This window comes from Paenibacillus sp. GCM10027627, assembly GCF_042675505.1.
Taxonomy (GTDB): domain Bacteria; phylum Bacillota; class Bacilli; order Paenibacillales; family Paenibacillaceae; genus Pristimantibacillus.
Genome location: NZ_JBHTHB010000001.1, coordinates 700670 through 723846, shown reverse-complemented (window position 1 = coordinate 723846; position 23177 = coordinate 700670). Strand labels below are relative to the sequence as shown.

The 23177-nt window shown below is 48.6% G+C and carries 22 protein-coding genes; 3 read left to right on the top strand and 19 right to left on the bottom strand.

The window, feature by feature from the left end; genetic code table 11:
• Window positions 1–79 precede the first annotated feature (79 nt).
• Both rnz and metH read right to left on the bottom strand, forming a co-directional pair.
• Complete coding sequence (rnz, locus tag ACFQZE_RS03440; protein ID WP_379353678.1) at window positions 80–1015, bottom strand: ribonuclease Z; 936 nt, start codon at window positions 1013–1015, stop codon at window positions 80–82.
• Between the two features lie 109 nt (window positions 1016–1124).
• Window positions 1125–4565 carry a methionine synthase gene (gene metH, locus ACFQZE_RS03435; RefSeq protein WP_379353676.1) on the bottom strand — a complete coding sequence of 1147 codons (3441 nt, stop codon included), beginning with the start codon at window positions 4563–4565 and terminating at the stop codon, window positions 1125–1127.
• Between the two features lie 142 nt (window positions 4566–4707).
• Here metH and ACFQZE_RS03430 point away from each other — a divergent pair, with 142 nt between their 5' ends.
• Complete coding sequence (locus ACFQZE_RS03430) at window positions 4708–5250, top strand: acireductone dioxygenase (protein WP_379353674.1); 543 nt, start codon at window positions 4708–4710, stop codon at window positions 5248–5250.
• 54 nt (window positions 5251–5304) lie between these two features.
• Here ACFQZE_RS03430 and ACFQZE_RS03425 read toward each other — a convergent pair whose 3' ends face one another.
• From ACFQZE_RS03425 to ACFQZE_RS03410, 4 genes are all read right to left on the bottom strand, one after another.
• Complete coding sequence (locus ACFQZE_RS03425) at window positions 5305–6093, bottom strand: HAD family hydrolase (protein WP_379353671.1); 789 nt, start codon at window positions 6091–6093, stop codon at window positions 5305–5307.
• Window positions 6094–6120: 27 nt separating this feature from the next.
• Window positions 6121–6627, bottom strand: a complete 507-nt coding sequence (locus ACFQZE_RS03420) for a hypothetical protein (RefSeq protein ID WP_379353669.1) — start codon at window positions 6625–6627, stop codon at window positions 6121–6123.
• 42 nt (window positions 6628–6669) lie between these two features.
• Window positions 6670–6864, bottom strand: a complete 195-nt coding sequence (locus tag ACFQZE_RS03415; protein WP_379353667.1) for a DUF896 domain-containing protein — start codon at window positions 6862–6864, stop codon at window positions 6670–6672.
• A gap of 189 nt (window positions 6865–7053) precedes the next feature.
• Window positions 7054–7428: a LysM peptidoglycan-binding domain-containing protein gene (locus ACFQZE_RS03410; RefSeq protein ID WP_379353665.1), complete on the bottom strand. Its 375-nt coding sequence runs from the start codon at window positions 7426–7428 to the stop codon at window positions 7054–7056.
• A 157-nt stretch (window positions 7429–7585) separates the two neighbouring features.
• Between ACFQZE_RS03410 and lexA the strand changes: the two genes are divergently transcribed.
• Window positions 7586–8212: a transcriptional repressor LexA gene (lexA, locus tag ACFQZE_RS03405; protein WP_379353663.1), complete on the top strand. Its 627-nt coding sequence runs from the start codon at window positions 7586–7588 to the stop codon at window positions 8210–8212.
• A gap of 70 nt (window positions 8213–8282) precedes the next feature.
• Here the strand turns inward: lexA and ACFQZE_RS03400 are convergent, their stop codons facing one another.
• Window positions 8283–8654, bottom strand: a complete 372-nt coding sequence (locus tag ACFQZE_RS03400) for a hypothetical protein (protein WP_379353661.1) — start codon at window positions 8652–8654, stop codon at window positions 8283–8285.
• Between the two features lie 61 nt (window positions 8655–8715).
• Here ACFQZE_RS03400 and ACFQZE_RS03395 point away from each other — a divergent pair, with 61 nt between their 5' ends.
• Window positions 8716–9924: an endonuclease/exonuclease/phosphatase family protein gene (locus tag ACFQZE_RS03395; RefSeq protein ID WP_379353659.1), complete on the top strand. Its 1209-nt coding sequence runs from the start codon at window positions 8716–8718 to the stop codon at window positions 9922–9924.
• A 162-nt stretch (window positions 9925–10086) separates the two neighbouring features.
• On the opposite strand, the gene glnA is transcribed toward ACFQZE_RS03395, so the two are convergent.
• The 12 genes from glnA to mutL form a co-directional block, all read right to left on the bottom strand.
• Window positions 10087–11415 (bottom strand): type I glutamate--ammonia ligase, encoded by a 1329-nt coding sequence (gene glnA / locus ACFQZE_RS03390; RefSeq protein WP_379353657.1) that lies wholly within the window; start codon window positions 11413–11415, stop codon window positions 10087–10089.
• A gap of 27 nt (window positions 11416–11442) precedes the next feature.
• Window positions 11443–11853, bottom strand: coding sequence for a MerR family transcriptional regulator (locus ACFQZE_RS03385; protein WP_379353655.1), 411 nt, complete (start codon window positions 11851–11853; stop codon window positions 11443–11445).
• Window positions 11854–11914: 61 nt separating this feature from the next.
• The gene (locus ACFQZE_RS03380) at window positions 11915–13210 is read right to left on the bottom strand and encodes a methionine gamma-lyase family protein (RefSeq protein ID WP_379353653.1); all 1296 of its coding nucleotides are present in this window, start codon (window positions 13208–13210) and stop codon (window positions 11915–11917) included.
• 41 nt (window positions 13211–13251) lie between these two features.
• Window positions 13252–14226, bottom strand: coding sequence for an AAA family ATPase (locus ACFQZE_RS03375; RefSeq protein WP_379355485.1), 975 nt, complete (start codon window positions 14224–14226; stop codon window positions 13252–13254).
• Window positions 14227–14306: 80 nt separating this feature from the next.
• On the bottom strand, window positions 14307–14984 hold the full coding sequence (locus tag ACFQZE_RS03370; RefSeq protein ID WP_379353651.1) for a YdcF family protein: 678 nt from the start codon (window positions 14982–14984) through the stop codon (window positions 14307–14309).
• Complete coding sequence (locus tag ACFQZE_RS03365) at window positions 14981–15538, bottom strand: ribonuclease FAU-1 family protein (protein WP_379353649.1); 558 nt, start codon at window positions 15536–15538, stop codon at window positions 14981–14983. The genes ACFQZE_RS03370 and ACFQZE_RS03365 overlap by 4 nt, the downstream gene beginning before the upstream one ends.
• A gap of 190 nt (window positions 15539–15728) precedes the next feature.
• Window positions 15729–16382: a peptidylprolyl isomerase gene (locus ACFQZE_RS03360; protein WP_379353647.1), complete on the bottom strand. Its 654-nt coding sequence runs from the start codon at window positions 16380–16382 to the stop codon at window positions 15729–15731.
• A gap of 52 nt (window positions 16383–16434) precedes the next feature.
• On the bottom strand, window positions 16435–18879 hold the full coding sequence (locus ACFQZE_RS03355) for a transglycosylase domain-containing protein (RefSeq protein ID WP_379353645.1): 2445 nt from the start codon (window positions 18877–18879) through the stop codon (window positions 16435–16437).
• Window positions 18880–19034: 155 nt separating this feature from the next.
• Window positions 19035–19280, bottom strand: coding sequence for an RNA chaperone Hfq (gene hfq, locus ACFQZE_RS03350; protein WP_379353643.1), 246 nt, complete (start codon window positions 19278–19280; stop codon window positions 19035–19037).
• Between the two features lie 15 nt (window positions 19281–19295).
• Entirely contained in the window at window positions 19296–20312 is a 1017-nt protein-coding gene (gene miaA / locus ACFQZE_RS03345; RefSeq protein WP_379353641.1) for a tRNA (adenosine(37)-N6)-dimethylallyltransferase MiaA, read from the bottom strand.
• Window positions 20302–21081 carry a class I SAM-dependent methyltransferase gene (locus ACFQZE_RS03340; RefSeq protein WP_379353639.1) on the bottom strand — a complete coding sequence of 260 codons (780 nt, stop codon included), beginning with the start codon at window positions 21079–21081 and terminating at the stop codon, window positions 20302–20304. Before ACFQZE_RS03340 ends, miaA begins: the two co-directional genes overlap by 11 nt.
• Entirely contained in the window at window positions 21078–23165 is a 2088-nt protein-coding gene (gene mutL, locus ACFQZE_RS03335; protein WP_379353637.1) for a DNA mismatch repair endonuclease MutL, read from the bottom strand. The genes ACFQZE_RS03340 and mutL overlap by 4 nt, the downstream gene beginning before the upstream one ends.
• Window positions 23166–23177: the final 12 nt, after the last annotated feature.

Here is a 23177-nt window from a genome sequence, read left to right as displayed (position 1 = left end):
GCCTTCCAACTACGCTATTGTTCTTTTATTCATTATCTTCTCATTTTACAGAATGCATGTTCGCTAATCAATTACATTTTCAGGGATGACGACGCTTAATTTCCACCATCATCAAATCTTGTGCCGCTAACGTGTCAGGAAAAACGGATTGAGCCTCCTCGGTGAGCAGGATCAGCTCCTCATTGCCGTACCGCCCGCTGAAATGGGTCATCGCAAGCTGTTTCGCCCCCGACTTGCTTGCGGCAAGCGCCGCTTCCACCGTCGTGCTGTGCCCGAACTCATGGGCCTTTTCTTCCATTCCGGTTGCGAAGGTAGCTTCGTGAATTAGCAAATCCGCGTCTTTGCCCAGCTCAAGAACGGCATCGCAAGGGCTTGTATCGCCAAGCACCGCAACTACTCGTCCTCGGGTGACGCCGTCCGTTACCATTTCTGGACTAATCGTTCTTCCATCCGCCAGTACGACGCTTTCTCCGTTTTTCAGCTTGCCAAAAAGCGGCCCTTCCTTTACGCCTAGCGCACGCAGCTTGTCCGCTTGCAGCTTGCCCGGCATATCCGCTTCCTCTACTCTGTAGCCAAAGCAAGGTACCCGATGCTGCAGCGGCATAGCCGTTATTTTGAGGCGGCCGTTATCCATAACGACAGTCGGCTCCTCCGGCAATTCTTGAATATTCAGCTCATAGTCCAAAAAGGTTCCAGTTAGCTCAAACGTAGTTTCGATATATTTTTTTAAGCCGATTGGTCCATAAACCGTTACAGGAGTCACTCCGCCATCGAACGAGCGGCTGCTCAGCAAGCCCGGCAAACCGTATAAATGATCCCCGTGCAAATGCGTAATAAAGATCGCTTCCAGCTTGCTGAATTTAAGCGGCAGCTTCATGAGCTGATGCTGAGTTCCTTCGCCCGCATCGAACAGCCACCATCCCGGCATCGGTTCAGGCAATTGCAAAGCCATTGCGGTTACATTCCGATGTTTGTTGGGTCTGCCCGCCCCTGTTCCCAAAAACCACATTTTCATCCCTTTCGACTCCCTCTGCCTCTGGCTTGCAATTGTTTACGATATGAAGGAGCCTTCCGTATACGATGGGATGATCCAACGAATAACGGAAGGCTCGCCGCGCAAATATTTACACTTTTTCTACATTAAAATATTGCGCTTCAGGATGCGCAAATACCATGGCCGAAACGGAAGCCTCCGGCTCCATCATACACCCTTCCGTAAGCTCGACACCGATATCTTGCGGTTTCATCAGTTCGAACAACGGCTCCTGATCTTCCAGGTTAGGGCAGGCCGGATAGCCGAACGACACGCGAATGCCTTGATAACGCGCACCAAGACGCTGCTTCATCGTCATTTCCACAGGGTCGGGATATCCGCATATATCGCGCATCATATGGTGGACTCGCTCAGCAAGCCCTTCCGCCACTTCAAGCGCGACAGATTGCAGCGCATGAGAGCGCAAATAATCCCCATCATCCTTCCACTTATTAGCAAGATCGCGAATGCCTTGACCCGCCGTCACGACCAGGAAACCGACATAGTCCATAACTCCGCTTTCCACCGATTTCAAGAAATCCGCCAAGCAGAGATAAGGTTCCACGTTTTGCCGCGGGAACGTAAAACGTTTGAGCTCTTTCGAATGATCGGCCGGATCGTAAATAATAACATCGTTTCCGGAAGATTGGGCCGGGAAGAAACGATACATCGCCTGAGCTTTCAAATATCCTTCCGCTGCCCCTTCACGCATAATGGAGTCAACGGTTTCTTTCAAATGAACAGCCTTTTCGTTGCCTTCCGCGAGCAGCTTTTCAACCGTTCCCTTCAAGCCAAGATGATGTCCCAGCAGCATCTGCATATTGACATACGGTATAATCTGCGGAATCGGAACGTCGCGCAGCACGCGCCGCTCTAAATCCGGCGGCATAAATACCGGCGCATCCGGATTAATGTTGGAGCGAACCGCTCTTGTCAATTGCGGCAACGGCTTGCTGACTTCCTCTTCAGCAGCTCCCGCTGCTTTGTAAGCTGCAAGCTCTTCCTCCAGCCGCTGGCGATGCTCAGGGTCCATCAGCTTGTTTGCGATATCAAGACCGTCCATCGCATCTTTGGCGTACAAAACAAGGCCGTCGTATTCGGGTCCGATCCTTGTTTTTGTAAATTTGCGAGTCAACGCAGCCCCGCCAACGAGAATCGGCACGTCGATGCCTGCGTTTCTCATATCTTGAGCTGTAATGACCATCTGCTGCGCCGATTTGACCAGCAGGCCGGACAAGCCGATCGCATCGACCTTTTCGTTGCGGTAAGCCTCAATGAGCTGCTCCGGCGGAACTTTAATGCCAAGATTAATAATTTTGTATCCGTTATTCGAAAGAATAATTTCCACCAAATTTTTGCCGATGTCATGAACGTCGCCTTTTACGGTTGCCAAAATAATTTTCCCTTTAACCGAGGATTCGTTCTTTTCCATAAACTGTTCCAAATGAGTAACGGAAGCTTTCATTACTTCGGCGCTTTGAAGCACTTCCGCTACGATCAATTCATTATTGTTGAACAGTCGGCCAACTTCCTCCATGCCTTTCATCAACGGCCCGTTAATGACTTCGAGCGGAGCATATTTATTGAGCGCTTCATCCAAATCGGGAATCAATCCTTCTTTGGTTCCTTCAATAATATAGGAAGCGAGCCGCTCCTCCAGCGTCAGGTTCGAAATTTTTTCTTTCTTTTCTACCTTCTTATTACGGAACGCCGCTACAAACGCCGCGAGCGTGTCGTCGGTCGTATTGTAAATCAGTTCTTCCGCCAGCTTACGCTCCTCATCGGGAATAGATGCGTATCTTTCCAGCTTCTCCGTATTTACGATAGCGTAATCCAATCCCGCTTTGGTCGCATGGTACAAATAAACGGAATTCAGCACTTCCCGGCCCGCATCCGGCAAACCGAACGAGATGTTGCTAAGGCCAAGAATCGTTTTTGTTTTTGGAAACTTCTCTTTAATCATCCGTATACCTTCGAGCGTCTCAACCGCGGAACCAATATACTGTGGATCGCCGGAGCCGACAGGAAACATATTCGGGTCAAAAATAATATCTTCAGCATTAATGCCGTATTTGTTCACAAGCAGGTTGTAGGACCTCTCCGCTACTTCCAGTTTGGCCTCGCGGGAGACGGCCTGCCCTCTCTCGTCAATCAGAATCATGACGACTGCTGCGCCATAACGGTGAATGAGCGGAACGATTTGTTCAAACTTTGATTCGCCGTCCTCTAAATTAATCGAGTTGATAATGGCTTTTCCTTGCGAATATTTTAAACCGAGTTCAATGATATGATCATAGGTCGAATCCAACATTAAAGGAGCTTTAATTTTTTTAACGACTTGCGGCAAAAATTGATGGACGGCATACGCTTCGTCGATATCGGTGTCCTGCAAGTTGATATCGATAACATGCGCGCCTCCCTTCACTTGTGAACGGGCGATTTCCGATGCCTCGTCGAACTTTTCTTCCTTAATGAGGCGCTTGAATTTCCGCGAGCCGGAAATGTTAGTTCTCTCCCCGATCATAATCGGGCGGTTGTCGGCTTCAATAAACACGGTATCAATGCCCGATACCGCATCAGAATGGCTTCCCATTTGCGTACGCGGCGCATACTTCGCCATCGTCTCGGCCATTTTGCGAATATGTTCCGGCGTCGTGCCGCAGCAGCCGCCTGCGATGTTCAACCAGCCCTGCTCTGCAAAAGCGGCTAATTTGGCAGCGAGCGATTCTGGCGATTCGTGATAATGGCCGTTTTCATCGGGCAATCCCGCATTGGGATAACAACTGACGGAAGTATCGGCAATTTCGCTTAACGTCCGAATATGGTCGCGCATAAATTCTGGACCGGTCGCGCAGTTCAGGCCAATGGATATCGGCTTCAAATGCTCAAGCGAAATATAAAAAGATTCGATCGTTTGTCCAGCGAGCGTTGTTCCCATCGGCTCAATCGTGCCGGAAATCATAATCGGCAGCTCTTTGCCCAGCGTTTCAAAAGCGTTTCGTATCCCGATGCTGCCCGCTTTTACATTAAGCGTATCTTGCGAGGTTTCCAGCAGCAGCGCGTCAACATCAGCCTCAATTAGCGCAAGCGCCTGCTCGTAATAACTTTCGACCAACTCGTCGAATGTAACGCCGCCGGTAACGGACAACGTCTTGGTCGTTGGGCCAAGCGCCCCCGCAACAAATCTCGGTCTGTCTGGAGTGCTATATTTATCTGCCGCCACTCTCGCAAGCTTAGCCGCAGCCAAATTGATTTCCCGCGCTTTCTCCGGAATGTCGTAATCCGCCAGAACGACGCTGGTCGCACCGAACGTATTCGTTTCCAAAATATCGGCTCCAGCTTCCAAGTATTGCTCATGTATCGTTTGAATGACATCCGGACGTGTAAGAACGAGCATCTCGTTGCATCCGTCTAGTTCCGGTCCTCCGAAATCATCCTCCGTTAAATTAGCCTGCTGAATCATAGTGCCCATGGCGCCGTCCAAAATAAGAATGCGCTCCTGGAGCAGCTGCTGTAAAGTCGCTTTCGACAATTTGCTACACCCTTCCCGAAATCGTTACAAAATAGTTTATCAGAATCGTTATGCGCTGAAAAGGAAGATCCATCGACATTGGAACTCATTTGATTTATAATTATTATATCATTTAATTTCTATTGGAAAAGAGGGAATGATCATGGCTGAAATTAGAATTCGCAATACCGAGGAACGGATTCAAGGAGAACAAAATGTCCGCGCATTTTTGGAGAGCCAGGAAGTACTTTACGAACATTGGAATCCTAGCAAGCTTTCCGAGGATTTGAAAGATAAATTTGTATTGTCCGATGAAGAAAAGGGACAAATTTTGTCTACGTTCGACGCGGAAATTCGTGATCTGGCAGAACGCCGCGGCTACCGCACATGGGATATCGTCGCATTGTCCGATGCCACTCCGAATTTGGATGAATTACTTAAAAAGTTCGAAAATGTCCATACACATACCGAAGACGAAGTACGTGCGATTACAGCCGGACGCGGCATTTTTATTATTAAAGGAACAGACGATGTCGGTTACTTCGACGTAGAATTGGAAGCTGGAGACGTCATTTCCGTGCCAGAACATAAGCCGCATTTCTTTACGCTTATGGAAAATCGTCAAATTGTGGCCGTTCGCCTCTTTATTGAAACAGAAGGCTGGATTGCACATCCTTTCGCTGACGCCGCATTCCAATCGAAATAAAGCGAAAGCCCCTCGAAATCGCGCAAAAGCGCCTGACGAGGGGCTTTTTTTGTTCTACTGTTCCAAAAGCTGAAGCAGCTCGTTTAAGTTGGAAATTTCAAATGTCGGCACAATTTCGTCGTCACGAACCATGTCATGACGGTTTATCCAGACCGATGTCATGCCGATCGTATTGGCTCCCAAAATATCGGTAGTCAGCTTGTCGCCAACCATAATGCCATGCTCGGGCTCGATTCCAAGCTTGTCCAATGCATGCTGGAATATAGGAGCGGCAGGTTTGCCTTGGCCAAACTCTCCGGAGATAATAATGTGGTCAAAATAAGGGATCAGTGCAGGCACGCCATCCAGCTTTTCCTTTTGCAAGTCAGGCGAGCCGTTCGTCAGCAAAAGAAGTTTATATTTGCCCTTCAGCTTGTCCAAGACAGCAAACGTTTCATCGTAAACAAATGGTCTAGAGCGTCTTTCAGCAGGAAATTGCTCCGCCAGCTTGGCGCCAAGCTCTTCATTGTCTACGCCTAGCGCTTTTAATCCTTGGGTCCATGCCGCCTTGCGGTATTCCGGGGCAAGCTTCTGAAGCTTGCGGAACTCTTCTTGCTCTCCGCCGGAGAAATGAGCCCATAGCCCCTCAAAAGGGTTAATGCCGATCATTTTCGTAAACGGAAAGGTTTCGTACGATTCGTAAAGCGCTCTCGCTTCCTTGCGTACAGCTTGCTCCAGCTCCTCCGCGTCGACGCCTGCCGCCTGCGCACCCGCTAGGCAAGTCGTTTCGAACGCTTCCTTCACGCTGCGGTCATCCCACAGCAAAGTATCGTCTAGATCGAATAAAACCGCTTGCTTGGCCATCTTGGTTTCGACTCTCCCTTATTTATGTTATTTCTCTTCGAAGGAAATGCCGTTTGCTGCGGCAAAACCCTTCAGCTTCTCCGCCATTTCATCCGTTTGGAAACGGTTCAGCAATCTAGAAAACGTCCAGCCCGCGCCTTTATTCGGCATTACCGTCACATATCCGTCTTGAACACGAATCGCTTTAATTGCATCAGCGCTAAGCCTTCTGTCTCCTGAAAAACGACGGGTTTGCACATAGTCTTTGCCGATGGTCAAATAAGGCTTGCGCAAAAAGAAGATTAGAGCAAGCAGGAAATAGGCGCCAATCGTCACCCAGTACATCGTCCCGGTTTCAAATTTGGGGCTCGTTTGAGAGATGAAAATGTAAGCCACAATAAACATAATCAATAGAATCGGGAAAACAAAATTTCTCCCGGTAAACCGGGCAGACTTCTCGGCGTTAAAAACAAGTTGCCCGCCTCCCTGCTTTTTGCGAGTGTGGTTCACTTTGCTCATATTTTTGCGAACTTTGCGTTCCCATGAACGTGACAATATCTTTTCCTCCTTGTAATAACAACTAGACGAACACATAGCTTAGTGCTTTATATTGTCCTCTTCGTCCTCGACATATTTGATAGTGTCCAACTGTTGCCTAAAGTTGCGCTTAAAATTGTTTAGATATTGCTGCCTAAGATCATCCCGTTCCTTTGTTTCCTCATCTGTAAGGCCAACCGTTTTATTTTTCCGCGACAGCTCGTTAATTCGCGCGATTATTTTGTCGATATCCACTTCTGTTTCCACTCCTCTCTAGCTGCAAACACGCTACTCCCTATTTTGACTTTTTAAAGGATGCATTGTCAAGGTATCGCAGCGGACAAGCGGAACAAATAGGCAATAAAAAATAGAGCGAGACAGCCCATTATTGGACTGCATCCCTCTATTCATAAATTCAATGAATTATTCCACTTGAAAAGTAAGTCAAAAGTCCGGAATAATGAGCTTCTGCCCCGGCTTAATCGTTGCGTCTTCTAAGTTGTTCCGGTTCTTTATCATAAAAACCAGATAACCGGTATCATTGCCCTTACTGGCGAGTTGGTTGGCAATCCCCCACAAGGTGTCCCCGCTCTTTACGGTTACGATGCTTTCGTTTTCATGAAGCACGTTTGATCCCGAAGCGTTAATACCTATTAATAGAAAGCTTGAAAACAATAACGCAGCCAACAATAGGCTGGCAATGACTTTTGCCCCATTCCTCTTTAAATGACGAATAAAATGCATGGCTATATTAGGTCTATGCTCTCTGCTGTTGTTATTATGTATTGAACGGTACGAGCTTTCATTTATCATCATCATATTCAGCACCCCAAACATTTGTTCTGCTATTACAATAACACGAACAAATGTTTGCAGTCAATCTTAAATACGAACATTTGTGCTCAGAACTTATGTTTGTACGAACGGCGGTTCTGTGTTATAATTTGACACAACTATACGAATGGAGTTGATACTAGTGTCGAAGCTGTCCAAACGGCAAAATTCGATTCTTGAATTTATTAAGCTGGAAGTTCGGGAGAAGGGTTATCCGCCCTCCGTTCGGGAAATCGCGGAAGCCGTAGGCTTGCTGTCCAGCTCTACTGTTCACGGACATCTGGACCGTCTGGAGAAAAAGGGATTTATTCGTCGGGACCCGACCAAACCGCGGGCCATTGAAATATTAAGCCAAGATGGCGATGGCGAAGACAACGTTATTCCATTCCCAGTCGCACAAGTGCCGATTGTAGGCAAGGTTACGGCCGGCGTACCGATTACGGCGACGGAAAACATAGAAGATTATTTCCCTCTTCCTTCTCACTTCGTTGGCGACAACAATGTATTTATTCTTAACGTCATTGGAGAGAGCATGATCGAGGCCGGTATCCATAACGGCGATTACGTCATTGTCCGCCAGCAGCAATCCGCGAACAACGGAGATATTGTTGTAGCGATGACGGAAGATGACGAAGCCACTGTTAAAACCTTTTACAAAGAAAAAGATCACATTCGGCTTCAACCCGAAAACTCTACTATGGAGCCGATCCGGCTGCATAATGTTACGATTTTGGGCAAAGTCATCGGCCTTTTTCGCGATTTTCATTAGCACAGACAAAAGCAGGGTGTTCCGCAGACTGAAGTCGGCGAAACACCCTGCTTTTTCTATTAGCCTGAGATTAAATACGGCGAAACCCGATAGGCAAAATGCCGGTAGCGCGAATACGGCGAATTTCGCGTTCGGATAAGAAGCGGTCCGAAGAAATTATTGACTCCACGTCGCCGCCGCGAATCAGATTGTCCAGGATGCGAAGATTCGTGTTGCCGCGAAACACTCTAAAGGCTCCACGGAATCTCGTTCTGGAAAACACAACTAAAGTTGCGCCTGCTCTTGGAGAAAAGAATTTCAAGCTTTCAATTCCGTCCAAAATCAAATCCGTATTCCGAATGCCAAGATTGCCTCTTAATATTCTCCGGCGTCCTCGGAAATTTTCATCGGAATAAACCGTCAGCCTGGGAAACGATTGCGATACTTCTACTTCCTTGCTCATTGCTTCATCATCCTCCTTTATTTTGCTACTTAATATGATATGTACGAGCAAATTCGTTGGAATGGATGAAATGGAAAGGTTGATGCACATTTTCATAGAGTGCCTTGTGTTATATAATTGTATGGGCAGAAATATAATCCATTTTTATAAAGCAGATCCGAGAGGGGTTTTTACCATGGAAATAGGGACAGTAAAACGACCGAATCGATATAAATGGTTGAAACGAATTGGGAGTGCAGCAGCAATACCGCTTGCCTTTTTGGCCGCTTTTCTTATTTACATTACCGTCATGGACTATAAACCTGCAGCTAAGGTGGAGCTGCTTTCGGTTGGTCCGAAAAGCGCTGATCCATTAGACGCAAACACTTCTTTTACAATTACGACCTATAATATTGGTTATGCCGGGAACGATCAAGGCCAAGATTTTTTCATGGATGGCGGCTCCATGTCGCGGTCTAGCAGCCAAGGACAGACCGATCGAAATCTATCCATAATGGCAGATTTTCTTAAGACAACCGGTTCTGACATTTACCTGTTGCAAGAAGTCGACAAAAATTCTTCACGCAGTTATGGGATTGACGAGGTCGACTATCTAAGTCAGTTTTTACCCCATTATGAGCATGTTTTCGCGGCAAATTATCGTGTTCCTTGGGTTCCGGTTCCTGTCTTTAAGCCAATGGGAAAGGTACATAGCGGATTGATGACTTCATCAAAGCTTAGCGTCGGCTCCAACCATACGCGTTATGATTTGCCAGGCAAAGAAAGTTGGCCTGTTCAGCAAATGGAGCTTGACCGTGCTTTTATTGAAACCCGAATTCCCGTCAGCAACGGCAAAGAGCTTATTATTGTCAATCTGCATCTGTCCGCTTTTGACAAGGGTGGCGCTATTCGGAAAAAACAGCTGAATTTTTTGTCCTCCTATATCGAACAAGAAATGAAAAAAGAAAATTACATAGTCATAGGTGGAGACTGGAATCACTCCTTACCCGAAACTGATCCAGCAGCGTTCCCTTCTGAACAAGAATGGCCGGAATGGCTGCAACCTTTCCCGGAAGCATTTACGCCAGAGGGCTTTAATTGGGTAGTCGATCCCAGTATCCCTACCGTCCGCACTTTAGATAGGCCCTACAAGGAAGGAACAAACTTCCTTGCTGTAATAGACGGCTTCCTCGTTTCGCCTAACATTGATGTCGCTGTCGTTGCAGGCCACGATCAAAAGTTTACAGTCAGCGACCATAATCCGGTAACGGCTACTATGCGATTGAAGTAGCGAGTTTGCCCAATACATTTTGATCCCGATCAAAAATGACGCTATGTATTTCCCCCCAAAAATCTTCCTCTGAAACGATACGAAATAAAAATACCGGGCCAACCGATGAAGTGAAAAACTTCTACGGTTGGCCCGGTTTATATATTGTAGCTATATTCTTTATTAATAAAGAGTCAAATACTGATCTCTTTCCCATTGATGCACTTGGGTTCTGTACATATCCCATTCGATTTCTTTCAGCTCATAGAAATGGGCCAAAGCGTGATCGCCTAGCGCCTCGCAAATGATGTCGCTTCTCAGCATTTCATCCAGCGCTTCCTTCAAATCGACTGGCAAGCTTGGAATGCCTGCGTCCAAACGCTCTTCTTCCGTCATGATGTAAATGTTGCGATCCGTTGGAGCCGGCAGAGGAAGCTTGTTTTGAATGCCGTCGAGCCCAGCCTTAAGCATGACTGCAAGCGCCAAATACGGATTCGCCGCTGGATCAGGATTACGTACTTCTACGCGAGTTGATAATCCGCGCGAAGCCGGAATACGGATCATCGGGGAACGGTTGCTGGCCGACCAGGCTACATAACATGGCGCCTCATAACCAGGCACCAGACGTTTGTAGGAGTTGACCGTCGGGTTCGTGATCGCCGCCATCGCTCTTGCATGCTTCAAAATACCAGCCATGTAATAACGAGCTGTCGGGCTAAGACCCAGTTTGTCCTTTTCTTCGTAAAAAGCGTTGGTGCTGCCTTGGAATAACGACTGGTGACAGTGCATGCCGGAACCGTTTACACCAAACAGCGGTTTTGGCATAAAAGAAGCATGCAGCCCGTGAACGCGTGCAATCGTTTTGACAACAAGCTTAAACGTTTGAATTTGGTCCGCCGCTTTAATGGCATCGGCGTATTTGAAATCAATCTCATGCTGACCCGGGGCAACCTCGTGATGGGAGGCTTCGATTTCAAAGCCCATTTCCTCCAGCGTCAACACGATTTCGCGGCGGCAGTTTTCACCGAGGTCCATTGGCGCCAAATCGAAATAACCGCCTTGGTCATTAAGCTCTGTCGTCGGTTCTCCTCTTTCGTCCGTCTTGAACAAGAAAAATTCCGGTTCCGGACCTACATTCATCGCCGTATAGCCGAGCTCTTCCGCTTCTTTAAGCGCACGTTTCAAAATACCGCGCGGATCTCCCGCAAACGGAGTTCCGTCCGGCATATAAATATCGCAAATCAATCTGGCTACGCGATCTTGTGCAACCCATGGAAAGACGACCCACGTATCCAGATCGGGATATAAGTACATATCCGACTCTTCAATTCGAACATAACCTTCGATGGAAGAACCGTCAAACATCATTTTATTGTCAAGGGCTTTATCGAGTTGACTCACTGGAATTTCCACATTTTTAATAGTGCCAAGCAAATCGGTAAATTGCAGGCGAATGAACCGCACGTTTTGCTCTTGCGTTATTCTTTTGATGTCCTCTTTTGTGTAACTCACAGAATCATCTCCTCTTGTCTTATATCATTACCGTTTGTTCAAAAATCGGGTTAGCTGACCTTGAATGAGCGACGCTTGACCTGGTCTCTTCTCCAGCAACTGCTGCTTCAGCATGCGATGCAACTGTTGATCCGACAATTCGCGTCTTTTCACTTCAGACTGCTCGCTTACAATCGTTGCATCGTCGGATTCCTTCGAAACCGGATTCATGACCTGCTTAATGCCGGCTATGTTGACACCCTTCTCAATCAGAGACTTAATTTCCAACAAACGTTCTACATCGTTGAAAGAAAACAATCTCTGGTTACCCGCCGTGCGGGCGGGAACGATCAGCTCATGCTGCTCATAATAACGGATTTGTCTGGCCGTTAAATCCGTCAGTTTCATTACGATACCAATAGGAAATAAGGCCATATTTCTGCGAATTTCATCAGCCATGTCGCATCAACCTTCCAGTTGCTCATTTATAGCTACATTGTATCGTCGCCCCTGAAAGGTGTCAAGTTATGTGAGGTTTGGTTACAACCAACCCTTTATCGACCATTTTTTTCAAAGCGGTCAAAACGCCATACTTCGCATGCGAATAAGTAAGTCCTCCCTGCATATAAGCGATGTAAGGCTCACGGATAGGGGCGTCAGCGGACAGTTCCAAACTTCCCCCCTGAATAAAGGTTCCGGCTGCCATAATGACCGGATTTTCATAACCAGGCATGTCCCACGGTTCCGGAACGACATGCGCGTCAACCGCGGCCGCTTGCTGAATGCCTTGAACAAAAGCGATCAAATGCTCCGCGCTCTTGAACTTCACCGCTTGAATCAAATCGGTGCGCGGCTCATGCCATTTCGGCTTAGACTCAAAGCCCAGCCGCTCGAACAAAGCAGCGGCCAGCACACTGCCTTTGACAGCTTGTCCAACGATATGAGGGGAAAGGAACAATCCTTGGTACATAGAGCGCAACGTTCCTAACATTGCCCCTACTTCTCCGCCAATGCCCGGCGCCGTGAGACGGTAAGCTGCCGCCTCCACGGCAAAACGCTTCCCGGCGATGTAACCTCCTGTTTCCGCGAGGCCTCCGCCGGGGTTTTTAATCAAGGAACCTGCCATCAAGTCTACACCTACTTGCGTCGGTTCCAGCAGTTCCGTAAATTCGCCATAACAGTTGTCTACAAAAATAATCAGGTCTTCTCTAATCGCTCTAATTCTTTCCACGATTTCCGCAATCTCCGCAACGGTGAAGGAAGCTCTCCAGTCATATCCCCGTGACCGCTGTACGCCGATGACTTTTGTTTTGTCCGTAATGGCCGCTTCAATGGCATTCCAGTCTAGCCCACCTTCCGGCAATAAGGATACTTCGGAATAATCGACGCCCCAATCGCGCAGCGAACCTTTGCCGTCACCCGGCTTGCCAATCACTTTGTGCAGCGTATCGTAAGGTTTGCCCGTTACATACAGCAGCTCATCGCCAGGGCGCAGCACGCCAAACAAAGCGCAGCTGATCGTATGCGTGCCCGATGCAAAATGTGGCCGTACCAAAGCAGCCTCTGCACCGAATACATCCGCATAAACCAGATCAAGCACTTCCCTGCCGCGATCATTGTAGCCGTAGCCCGTTGACCCGGCAAAATGATAATCGCTTACCCCGTGACGTTTAAAGGCTTCAATGACTTTCCATTGATTGCGTTCAGCGGTTTTGTCGATTTTTTTGAACGCCTCCGCCGCCACTTCCTCAGCGGAGTCAGCAAGCTCCAGCAAATGATCCCATAATTGTGTATGCTCTTGTTGCCCGTTATTCATTTCCATTCTCCTTCTGCGTCGTTTGCTTCAGTACCTCTTCATTACATTTTAAGGTCTTCCGGCCTGATCGACATCAGCTCACCTCTACCGGGAACTGAGCTCGAATATTGGCCTATCAACCTGACCGCCTGATGGCGGATTGCCTTTTCAATTGTGTTGCGAACAAATCTGGCGTTGCTGAACGAAAACATTTCGTTTATTTTTTCTTGCATTAGAGATTGGCGCAGCTTAAAAAGCGTTTGAGGCAGCATGACATAATCCCGCTCTTTCACCATCAGCTCCCCGATTTGCATCAATTGGTCAACGGAGTAGTCGGGAAATTCAATCTGGATCGGAAATCGGGAAGGAAGCCCCGGATTCGTCTGCAAAAACTGCTCAATTTCAAGCGGATAACCTGCCAAAATAAGCACAAATCCATTTTTATGGTCTTCCATAGCTTTTACAAGCGTATCAATCGCTTCTTTCCCAAAATCCTTTTCCCCGCCGCGCGCCAAACTATAGGCTTCATCTACGAATAAAACGCCGCCCATCGCTTTCCGCACCAGGTCTCTTGTTTTTTGAGCGGTATGTCCAATATATTCGCCAACAAGATCGGCACGTTCTACTTCAATTAGATGGCCTTTGGACAATACCCCCATCTTTTGGAACAGCTTCGCTACAATACGCGCTATGGTCGTTTTCCCAGTCCCCGGGTTGCCTCTAAAAATCATGTGGTACACCTGAGAGCCGCCATATAGTCCCGCTTCCGTTCTCATTCGGCTAATATACAGAAGGGCGTAAATCTCATAGATCAGCGACTTTACATTTTCCATTCCGACCATCGGCTCCAGCTCTTTCTGGATATCGGCAAAATGGTCTACTCCTGGAAGCGGCTTAACGGCCGGCAATGGCTCAGCTTCTAGCGCATGTGCGGAAGATGTGCTCCCAAACGTTTCATGACTGCGAAGCACCACATTAATTTGACGAGAAGGTCTTGTCGTTCCGTTGCCTGGTCCCGATATGACATGTCCGTTCATCTGACGCATCACCATTCCTTTGTACATAAAGCTGCTCGCACTACAAGCTTATTCTATCTTGCAGCCGCATATTAGCAGATTTACAGCAAGGATTCGGGAGAGCGAATACCTAGAACGAGCGACAGCCAGTCCAGTTTCCACTTCGTAAACGCCAGCACTTCACGGGAATCGTTATAAAACTCGTTTAGTACGGTCGATTGAACGCCGGCCGCCGCAACAGCGTTTATTTCCGCATAGTCCGCCATTTCTTTTGCCCGCGCGGCATGGTAATCATGCGTAATAATTATATAAGTACGGAAGCCTTCGGCTTGTCCGAGCTGCTGACTGAACAACAAATTTTGATACGTGCTCGCCGCTTTTGTCTCTAGCAACAACCTGTCCTCCGAAATGCCCTTGGCCGTTAAATAGTTGCGCATCCCTTCCGCTTCCGTAAGCGTAGAAGAACGTCCGCCGTGTCCGCCGGACAAAATAAGCGCTTTGACCGTTCCATTTTCGAGCAGCTTTGCGGCAAAATCGAGCCGTTCCCGCAGCGCTGGACTTGGCTGATCGTTCCATAACGCAGCTCCGAGAATGATTCCGGCGTCCGCTTGTGGATAACTGTCTTTTTCGCTGTAGCCGTTAATGAGCCAAAACAAGTAGCCGCACCATAAAATAGCCGCCGCCAAGAGCCACAGTGCGGAACGAAATAAGAGCAGCCAAGGTCGAACAACGGTCTTCCGTCTCCGCGGGCTGCTCCTTCTCTGCGATTGGGTTTTCATGATTCGCTAAGCTCCCCTGTTCGCTGTACCAAACTTTTTTTGTGCTTTAGGCTAAGTGTAAAATAGCGGAACCTTCCATTGCGTATGCTCGACAGCAGTCGGCCCGCCGTTTTTCTCGCCAGCGCGGCATCTTTGTTGCTCACATCGCCTTGTCTAACCGCCTCTTCCAGCTCATCTTCATCCATTAAATAAACTTCGCCGCTTGGAAGCACGACAACATCCAAATACAAATCGTCAAACCATGGCACCTGTTGATCCGTCAGCCCTTGCGTTTTGCAAATATCAATATACCATTGAACGACTCTTCCCTTATCGTCAAACATTGTTGTGACAACAAAGTGCTCGCCTTTCGGAAAATGCTGCATCCAAAGATATCCACGGTCTGCCAAACACAACTTGCGACCGTCATACTCTTTCCAGAGCGGCTCCCGAAGCTCATGTATTCGGTAAAATGTAACGAGGCCCCTGAATTCATCGCCGTCAAGCGCTAAGCAGGAGTAGCTTCTTCGCAATATGCGGCGCCAATTTGCGCGGTCAGAAAATTTTCTTTTCATACGGAACGTACCTTTCCGTTCAATTGGAATTCCCTATAGAAAAAGATTACCATATCTTAACGTCCATCTCCAGCGAACGAAAAAAATAAAAAGGACGCCTCGTCCAGCAACTTGCCATTTGGACTTGTACATGAATGAGACGAAAGGCGGCTCATCGGACAGTTCAAACTGCCTGGAGCCGCCTTGCGCATCAGCTTTCTTTAATTGTAATGGATTCCACAACGACAGGCGTAAGCGGTGCCCCGTCTTTGACTGGTGTAGAAGCGATGGCTTTCACAATTTCCATGCCACTGTTCACTTTTCCGAAAATCGTATAGTTCGGCTGCTGATTCAAATTGGCCGCATCAGGGCCTGTACAAATAAAAAATTGGCTGCTGCCCGAGTTGGGCGAACCCGCATTAAACATAGCAACGGTGCCCTCCGTATATTTGTCCTCCGAATCGAGCTCGTCTGGGATACGATAGCCCGCCGTGCCTGTTCCATTTCCTTTCGGATCTCCGGTTTGAATCATAAAAGACTCGATAACGGAATGGAAGGTCAGCCCTTCATAAAAACCTTGCTTCGCTAAAAATACAAAGTTGTTGACTGTGACAGGCGCTTTGTCGGAAAACAGCTCCATTGTAAAAACGCCTTTTGTTGTCCGAATAGTCGCTTCATACCGCTTGTCCAGATCGATCGACATCTCCGGCATTTTGTTCCAGCTAATCGTTTTGGCCGAAGATGTAGATTTTCCGTCCATATTGCTGCCGTTGCCACCATTTCCCTTGCCGCAGCCGGCAAGGAAAATGAGAAGCGACATAAGAACGATAACACTGCGGTAAACCTTTATCCTTCCACTTGTCATATCCAACCACCTATTCTAGAACAGTGTCGCTTTATTGGCCCGGTATCGCAGCTCAGTTCCCAGCTTGACCGAACATTTCTCCACCTGCCGCTTCCGGAGGAATGGAAGTCGTCTCCGGCGAAGGAGTTACCTCTCCGCCTGGCGGCTGCGTTTCAGTTGGAGGCACCGATTCGCTAGGCTGTCCGCCGTCGCCTCCGTTGCCCGTACCTGGATCGGTCGTTGGCGGCAGCGTAGGTGTTGGCGTCGGCTCAAGCGGGATATCCGGTGTTTCGATTTCCACTTCGGGAATCGTGACCGTTATCGCTTTCGTCGGTTCGCTTCTTTGGTCGTTTGCTGCGTCATATGCTACGACATAATACTCATAGCTCATGCCCGGGAATGCGCTGAAATCGTCGAGGGAAGGGCTGGCCGCATCGCTGAAATGGGTGAAATCCGCCGCTCCGCTTTCCTTACGGAAAACTTCATAGGTGACTCCCTGCTCTTTTACTGGATCCCAGCTCAGATGCACTTTACCCTCCGCTTCCACAAAAGCGGCATTAAAGTTCAAAATTTGCATTGGCGGTTTTTCTTCTTTAACCCCGCCTGGACGTTTAAAGCTTCCTTTTTCTACGCCTTTCATTGCAGGACGCATGACTTTGGCAAACATAGCGGCGGACTCGCCCCCGCCCTTTTTCAAAACATGTTTTACATCCGTTTTATCGTAGCCCATCCATACAGCTGCTGTCCACTCTGGCGTATAGCCTACAAACCAGGCATCCTTTATTCCTCTGCCATTATAATCTTTAATGCCATGCTGCGTTGTACCTGTTTTGCCGGCTACCGGACGATCAATGGCCGCTCGTACACCTGTGCCGCCTTTTTGTACGACGGTTTGCATCATCTCGGTCAAATACCATGCCGTCTCAGACGATATAAGCTGCTTCGACGCAGGCGGGTTGTACGTATATTTCCGTTTCCCTTCGATACGAGTAATCGTATGCGGGTCGACGGATTTTCCTCCGTTAGCCATAATGCTGTACGCTGTCGCCATTTGAAGAGGCGAAGTTCCCCGGGTCAATCCGCCAAGCGCCGCAGCAAGGTTTTGATCTTCTTTTTCAAGCTTGATGCCCAATTTCTCCGCGAATGCGCTCGCCTGCCTAATGCCCACTTCATTCAACAGCCAAACGGCGGCAAGGTTACGGGAGTCCTTCATCGCTTGAGTCATTGTAACGGGAACTGCTCCCCATCTATCGGTAGGACAGTAGTTCGAAAAACATTTTTGATCGTTTTTGAGTGTTGTCCCCGGTAAATACTTTCCAGATTCAAGCGCAGGTCCAAAAGACATTATCGGCTTGATTGCGGAACCTGGCTGACGCAGCTTGTCAACGCGGTTCCAGCCCTTCTTCTCATAATCGCGTCCGCCGGAAAGAGCTTTAATTTCTCCGTTGCGGTGATCGATAATAATCATTGAGCCTTGGACAATTTGCTCGTCAACGCTTTTCTCAAAATTGTTTGCGTCGGCGAATTCTTTGTCCATCGATTTCTGAGCCTGCTGGTTCAGCGTTGTGTAAATATGCAGACCGCTGACACGAAGCTCTTCTTCGGTCATGTTCGTTTTTTGCATCGCTTCTTCGATGACAAAATCAACAAATGCATGGTAGGAACCGGATTTCATCTCTTCGTTATTGGCCGGCGGCGTGTAGACAACCGCTTGCGCTTCTTTCATCTCAGGTTCCGTTATATAACCTTGGTCGTACATCAGCTTCAGCACAACCGCTCTGCGATTGGCCGACTCCTCAGGATTGTTCAGCGGGTTGTAACGGTTTGGCGCTTTCGGCATAGCTGCGAGCGTGGCCGCTTGCCATAACTCCAGCTCCGACAGCTCTGCTCCAAAATAATATTCGGCCGCAGCTTTTACACCGTGGATACCTTTGCCGAAATAAATCCGGTTCAAATACATCGTCAAAATTTCGTCTTTCGTCATATCCTGCTCCAGCGCAACGGCAATGGACGCTTCCGTCGCTTTGCGGAAAAACGTTTTGTCAGCGGACAAAAATACGTTTTTCGCGAGCTGCTGGGTGATGGTACTGCCGCCCTCTACCGCGCTTCTTGCAATGACGTCTTTCACAACGGCGCGGCCGATCGCCCAGAAATCGAGCCCGGAGTGTGTATAAAACCGCTGATCCTCCGTTGCGACAATCGCTTCCAGCATCTCCTTCGGTATTTCAGAAAACTCCGCTACTTCGCGGTGGTCAAGCACATCGTAAAGCCTTGAAATTTCTTGTCCCTCCGCGTCGTATATGATGGACGCCTCTCCGAATTCCAGCTTGCTTCCATGTTCTGCAAGCAGTCTTTCTCCATTAACTATAATAAGCAAATATCCGATAATGCCGCATACGATGCCGATCACGACTGTAAAAAACAAACCGTAAAACCACGCTTTGCCGGATATCCTCTTTTTCTTTTTTGTTTTTGTTTTGGCTGTCGTTGATGGCCTTCTCTTAGGTTGTTCGTTCATGATGTCTCCCCCTCCTGCTCTTTCAAGCTTTCGTTTTTATTCTAGCATTACCTCGAAATGACAAAGGCAACCCAGCTTAAGAGCGGGTTGCCCTTGCATGCCGCTATCTAGTTAAACGAGAAGCTCTATAAGAAAGTTTCAACCTCATCTTCTGACTAGACCTCAGGCGGGTTATTGTCCTGCTGCATTAAGGAAACGTTACGCTGCGGTACAAAGGTCGAAATGGCATGCTTGTACACCATTTGCTGGCGCCCTTCGCTGTCGATAATGATTGTGAAATTATCAAAGGCTTTAATAACACCTCTTATTTGAAATCCATTCATCAAAAAAACGGTAACCGGAATGTTATCCTTGCGCAACTGGTTCAGGAACGTATCTTGAATATTAATTGATTTGTTCATATGGCTAACCCCCGTCTAAAAAGATTGATTAGAAGTATATTCAAGATGATCTTGAAACTTTCCTGCTATTATACCATGAATTAGACTTAAATTGTTGTGAAAATTTTCCCCCATATCAATCCAGTGAATGTCTTCCATATGACGGAACCAGGACAACTGCCGCTTGGCAAACCTTCTCGTATCCCGTTTCAGCAGCTCCACCGCCGCATCGTAGCTGCATTCCCCCCGCAAATAAAGTGCAAGTTCCTTATAGCCTAACGCCTGCATAGGAACTGAATTTGGCGGAAGCTCTCGGCCAAGCAGACGTTTCACTTCCTCCAAAAGCCCTTCTTCCAGCATGAGGTCAATGCGCTGCTCAATTCTGCGGTAAAGCTCCGCCCGATCCATCGTAAGTCCGATGATACATAGTTCGTAAGGAGATTCTTTTTTTTGTCCGGCTTGCTGCTCTGTAAACGTCTGCCCGGTCATATGATAAACTTCAAGGGCCCGAATGACCCGGCGCGTATCGTTTGGATGAAGCCTGCCCGCCGCGATGGTATCAACCGCCTCTAGCTTGCGGTGCAGCGCTTCAGCGCCATGCTCGGCTGCATAAGCTTCCTGCTCCCTGCGAAACGGCTCGTCCGAACCGTGATCTGCAAATTGATAATTGTAGCACAACGATTCTACGTACAGGCCCGTTCCCCCGACGATAAACGGCAGTTTGCCTCTACTTGCAATTTCGAGAATTTTTTCCTTAGCCCCGGCTTGAAAATCAGCCGCAGAATAAGCTTCCTCCGGCTCGCAAATATCAATTAGGTGATGCGGAATGCCTTCCCTTTCGCTTTCCTTGATTTTTGCCGTGCCAATATCCATCCCCGTGTACACCTGCATGGAATCTCCGGAAATGATTTCCGCATTCCACGCCTTTGCGAGGCTGAGACTTAAAGCGGTTTTCCCGACTGCCGTCGGTCCGACGAGAACAAGCAGCGGCTGCTTGCGGCCGGAAATATCGGAAGGCTTCTCTATCTTCTCGCCTTGCTGTTCAGCCAACATGTATCACTCCATATGCAATTTTGGAAGAGTTGATCCGGCTTCGAACGAATCCTAACCGTTCAAATTCTCCGCTATCTTGGTTTTCCTTCATTATAACCGTTTTCCGTGCGACACGCTTCGCATGCCAGATGGCTTCTTCCGACAAAGCATCCGTGTTCGCGAGCGTACGGAACGCTCCGATTGCGGCGGATTCCAAAATGGGCTGTCTGAACATCGGATCAAAATAAACGATATCTACGCTATTGTCTGGAAGTTTCTTCAAATAGCTCACATTATTTTCGCAAAGCAGCTCTATTCTGCGCATAGCCTCGTCCACCTCCGGCAATCCGGACTTGTATTCCGCAAGACCGCTTTGGACCAGCGCGCATAACACCGGCTCGCTTTCGATCGCCGTCACATGGCCAGCGCTCCCTACCGCATACGAAAACACCAACGAATCGGAAGCCATTCCCGCCGTGCAGTCTATGACGCGATCGCCCGGCCCGCAGCCGGAAAGCTGGATGAGCGGGTCACTTTCCCCTTTTCGCATCCGCTTTACCCTTACATACGCCATGCTGGGATGGAAAAAAAGCGGGGGCTGCTCCGCATCCTCATAATATCTCGTTTCCGTTTCCGTTACGATGATGACGCGCCCGTCAACGCTTGAGGCAAGAAGTTTGCCGATTGACATTCCCTTGCGGGGCCGTACCGCTGCCGACAATTGCTCTCCCAACCTTTTGGCCTGCTGCCAAACCTTCTCCGTTGGGCGCGGAGCGGTCGTAATAATCATGACATCACCCGTTTAAACATTTTTTCAAGCTGATAGGTAGACAAATGAACAATAATAGGACGACCGTGCGGGCAAGTATACGGTTGATCGCAAAGCGACAGCCTTGCAAGCAGCGTCTCGCCTTCCTCACGGTTCATTCGGTCGTTTGCTTTAATAGACGCTTTGCAGGCGCACATAATGGCCGCCTTTTCCCGAAGCTTTGCAAGATTAATTGATTTCCGCTCTTGAATAAGAAGCTCCGCCATTTCTTCCAGCAGCGCCTGCTCTTCTCCCGCAGGCATCCATTCGGGGTAGGCCCGCACAATAAACGTTTGCGAACCAAACGGCTCAATTTCCACACCCGCTTCCTGGAATAAACCTGTCATCTCCCGAAGCTGAGCAGCCTCTCCCGGCGTAAACTCAAGCGTTAAAGGCACAAGAAGGCCTTGACTTGCCGCAACAGGATTCCCAAATTTATGAAGGAAATACTCATAGTTAATTCTTTCATGAGCCGCATGCTGGTCGATTAAATAAAGCCCGTCCTCGGACTGCGCTACAATATAGGTGCCATGATGTTGGCCAATCCAATGCAAATCCGGAAAGGAAGGAGTATCCGTTCTGCGTACGTCTTGGGACGTCGGCATCTCAGATTCCGACTTTAGTCCAGACTCCGCCTTATGCATAAGAGTCTCTTTTGACTCCGAATCATAACGGGTATCCTTCACTTGGTCCGATGGAGAGACCGTCTCCCTAACTGCCGGAGCTTCGCTTCCCGCACGTAATGGATAGGTCATGTCAGATTCTCGTTGGACTGCTGGAGCGGTTGAAGTCTCCTTCAACGATCGCCCTTCAGCCAAGCCGTATATTCGCTCCGTCGCATCTCTAGGAACGTATTCACGGTCGGTTTGCGCCGGCATGCCTACAGGTCTGGAGGAGTAGTTAAAAGAGCTGGCCTGCGTCCTCTGTACATTCTCCCGCGTATCGCTGGGACGAGGCGCCGGGCGTTCCGCAGGCTTGTCTCCCAATCTATCCGCCATATGAAAAGAGATGGAGTCCTGCACGTACAGCGGCTTTGACCTCTCTCCCCGCCTTGCTGAATCCGGTCCCGGAATGTGGCGCTGCTTTCCAAGAGCCGTTTTCACGGCGCCTTCCAATAAAGCTTTTAATTCCGCTTCTTTGCTGAAACGAACCTCCATTTTGGAAGGATGGACGTTGACGTCGAGAAGGCTTGGATGCATGCCGATTTCCAAGACGGCAAGCGGAAACCGGTTGATGGGCAGCAGCGTATGGTAGGCTTGCATTAGCGCTTGATTGACGGCGTGGCTGCGAATATAACGCCCGTTGACAATAACCGTTATTCCGTTTCGGTTCGCTCTTGTCAGTTCAGGCTTTGAGACATAACCTGAAATCTCATAATCGGAATCCGACGCTTCAACGGGAATCATAACCTTCGCCGTGCTGGTGCCGTAAACCGCCGCAATGACTTGCAGCCGGTCTCCCGTTCCGAGCGTTCGCAGCAGCGTGTTTCCATTATGCTTTAATGTAAAGGCAATGCCGGGATGGGCAAGCGCAATTCTATTAATATAATCCGATATATGGCCAAGCTCTGTTTGAATCGATTTCATATACTTTAACCTGGCCGGCGTATTATAAAACAAATCTTTGACGGTCATGTCCGTTCCTTGTGGGGAACTCGTCGGCTCATCCGCCGTCACAGTACCGCCCTCGATCAGCAATTTGCGGGCAAGTCCGCCGCCGGAATCCGCCGATACGCATTGCAACCTGGAAACGGCCGCTATGCTGGGCAGCGCTTCTCCTCTAAACCCAAGGCTCGCAATACGGAACAAATCGCTGCCGGACGATATTTTGCTCGTGGCATGCCGCTGAAATGCCGTCCTCATGTCGCCTGCTTCGATTCCACCGCCATTGTCCGAAACCCGAATGAGCATCAGTCCGCCTTCCTCGATTGTAATATCGATCGTTGTGCTTCCTGCATCCACCGCGTTTTCAACTAGCTCTTTGACGACGGAAGCGGGCCGCTCCACCACTTCACCCGCCGCAATTTGGTTGGCTAGCTGCTCGTCAAGCACTTTAATTTTCGACAAGACGCCTCACTC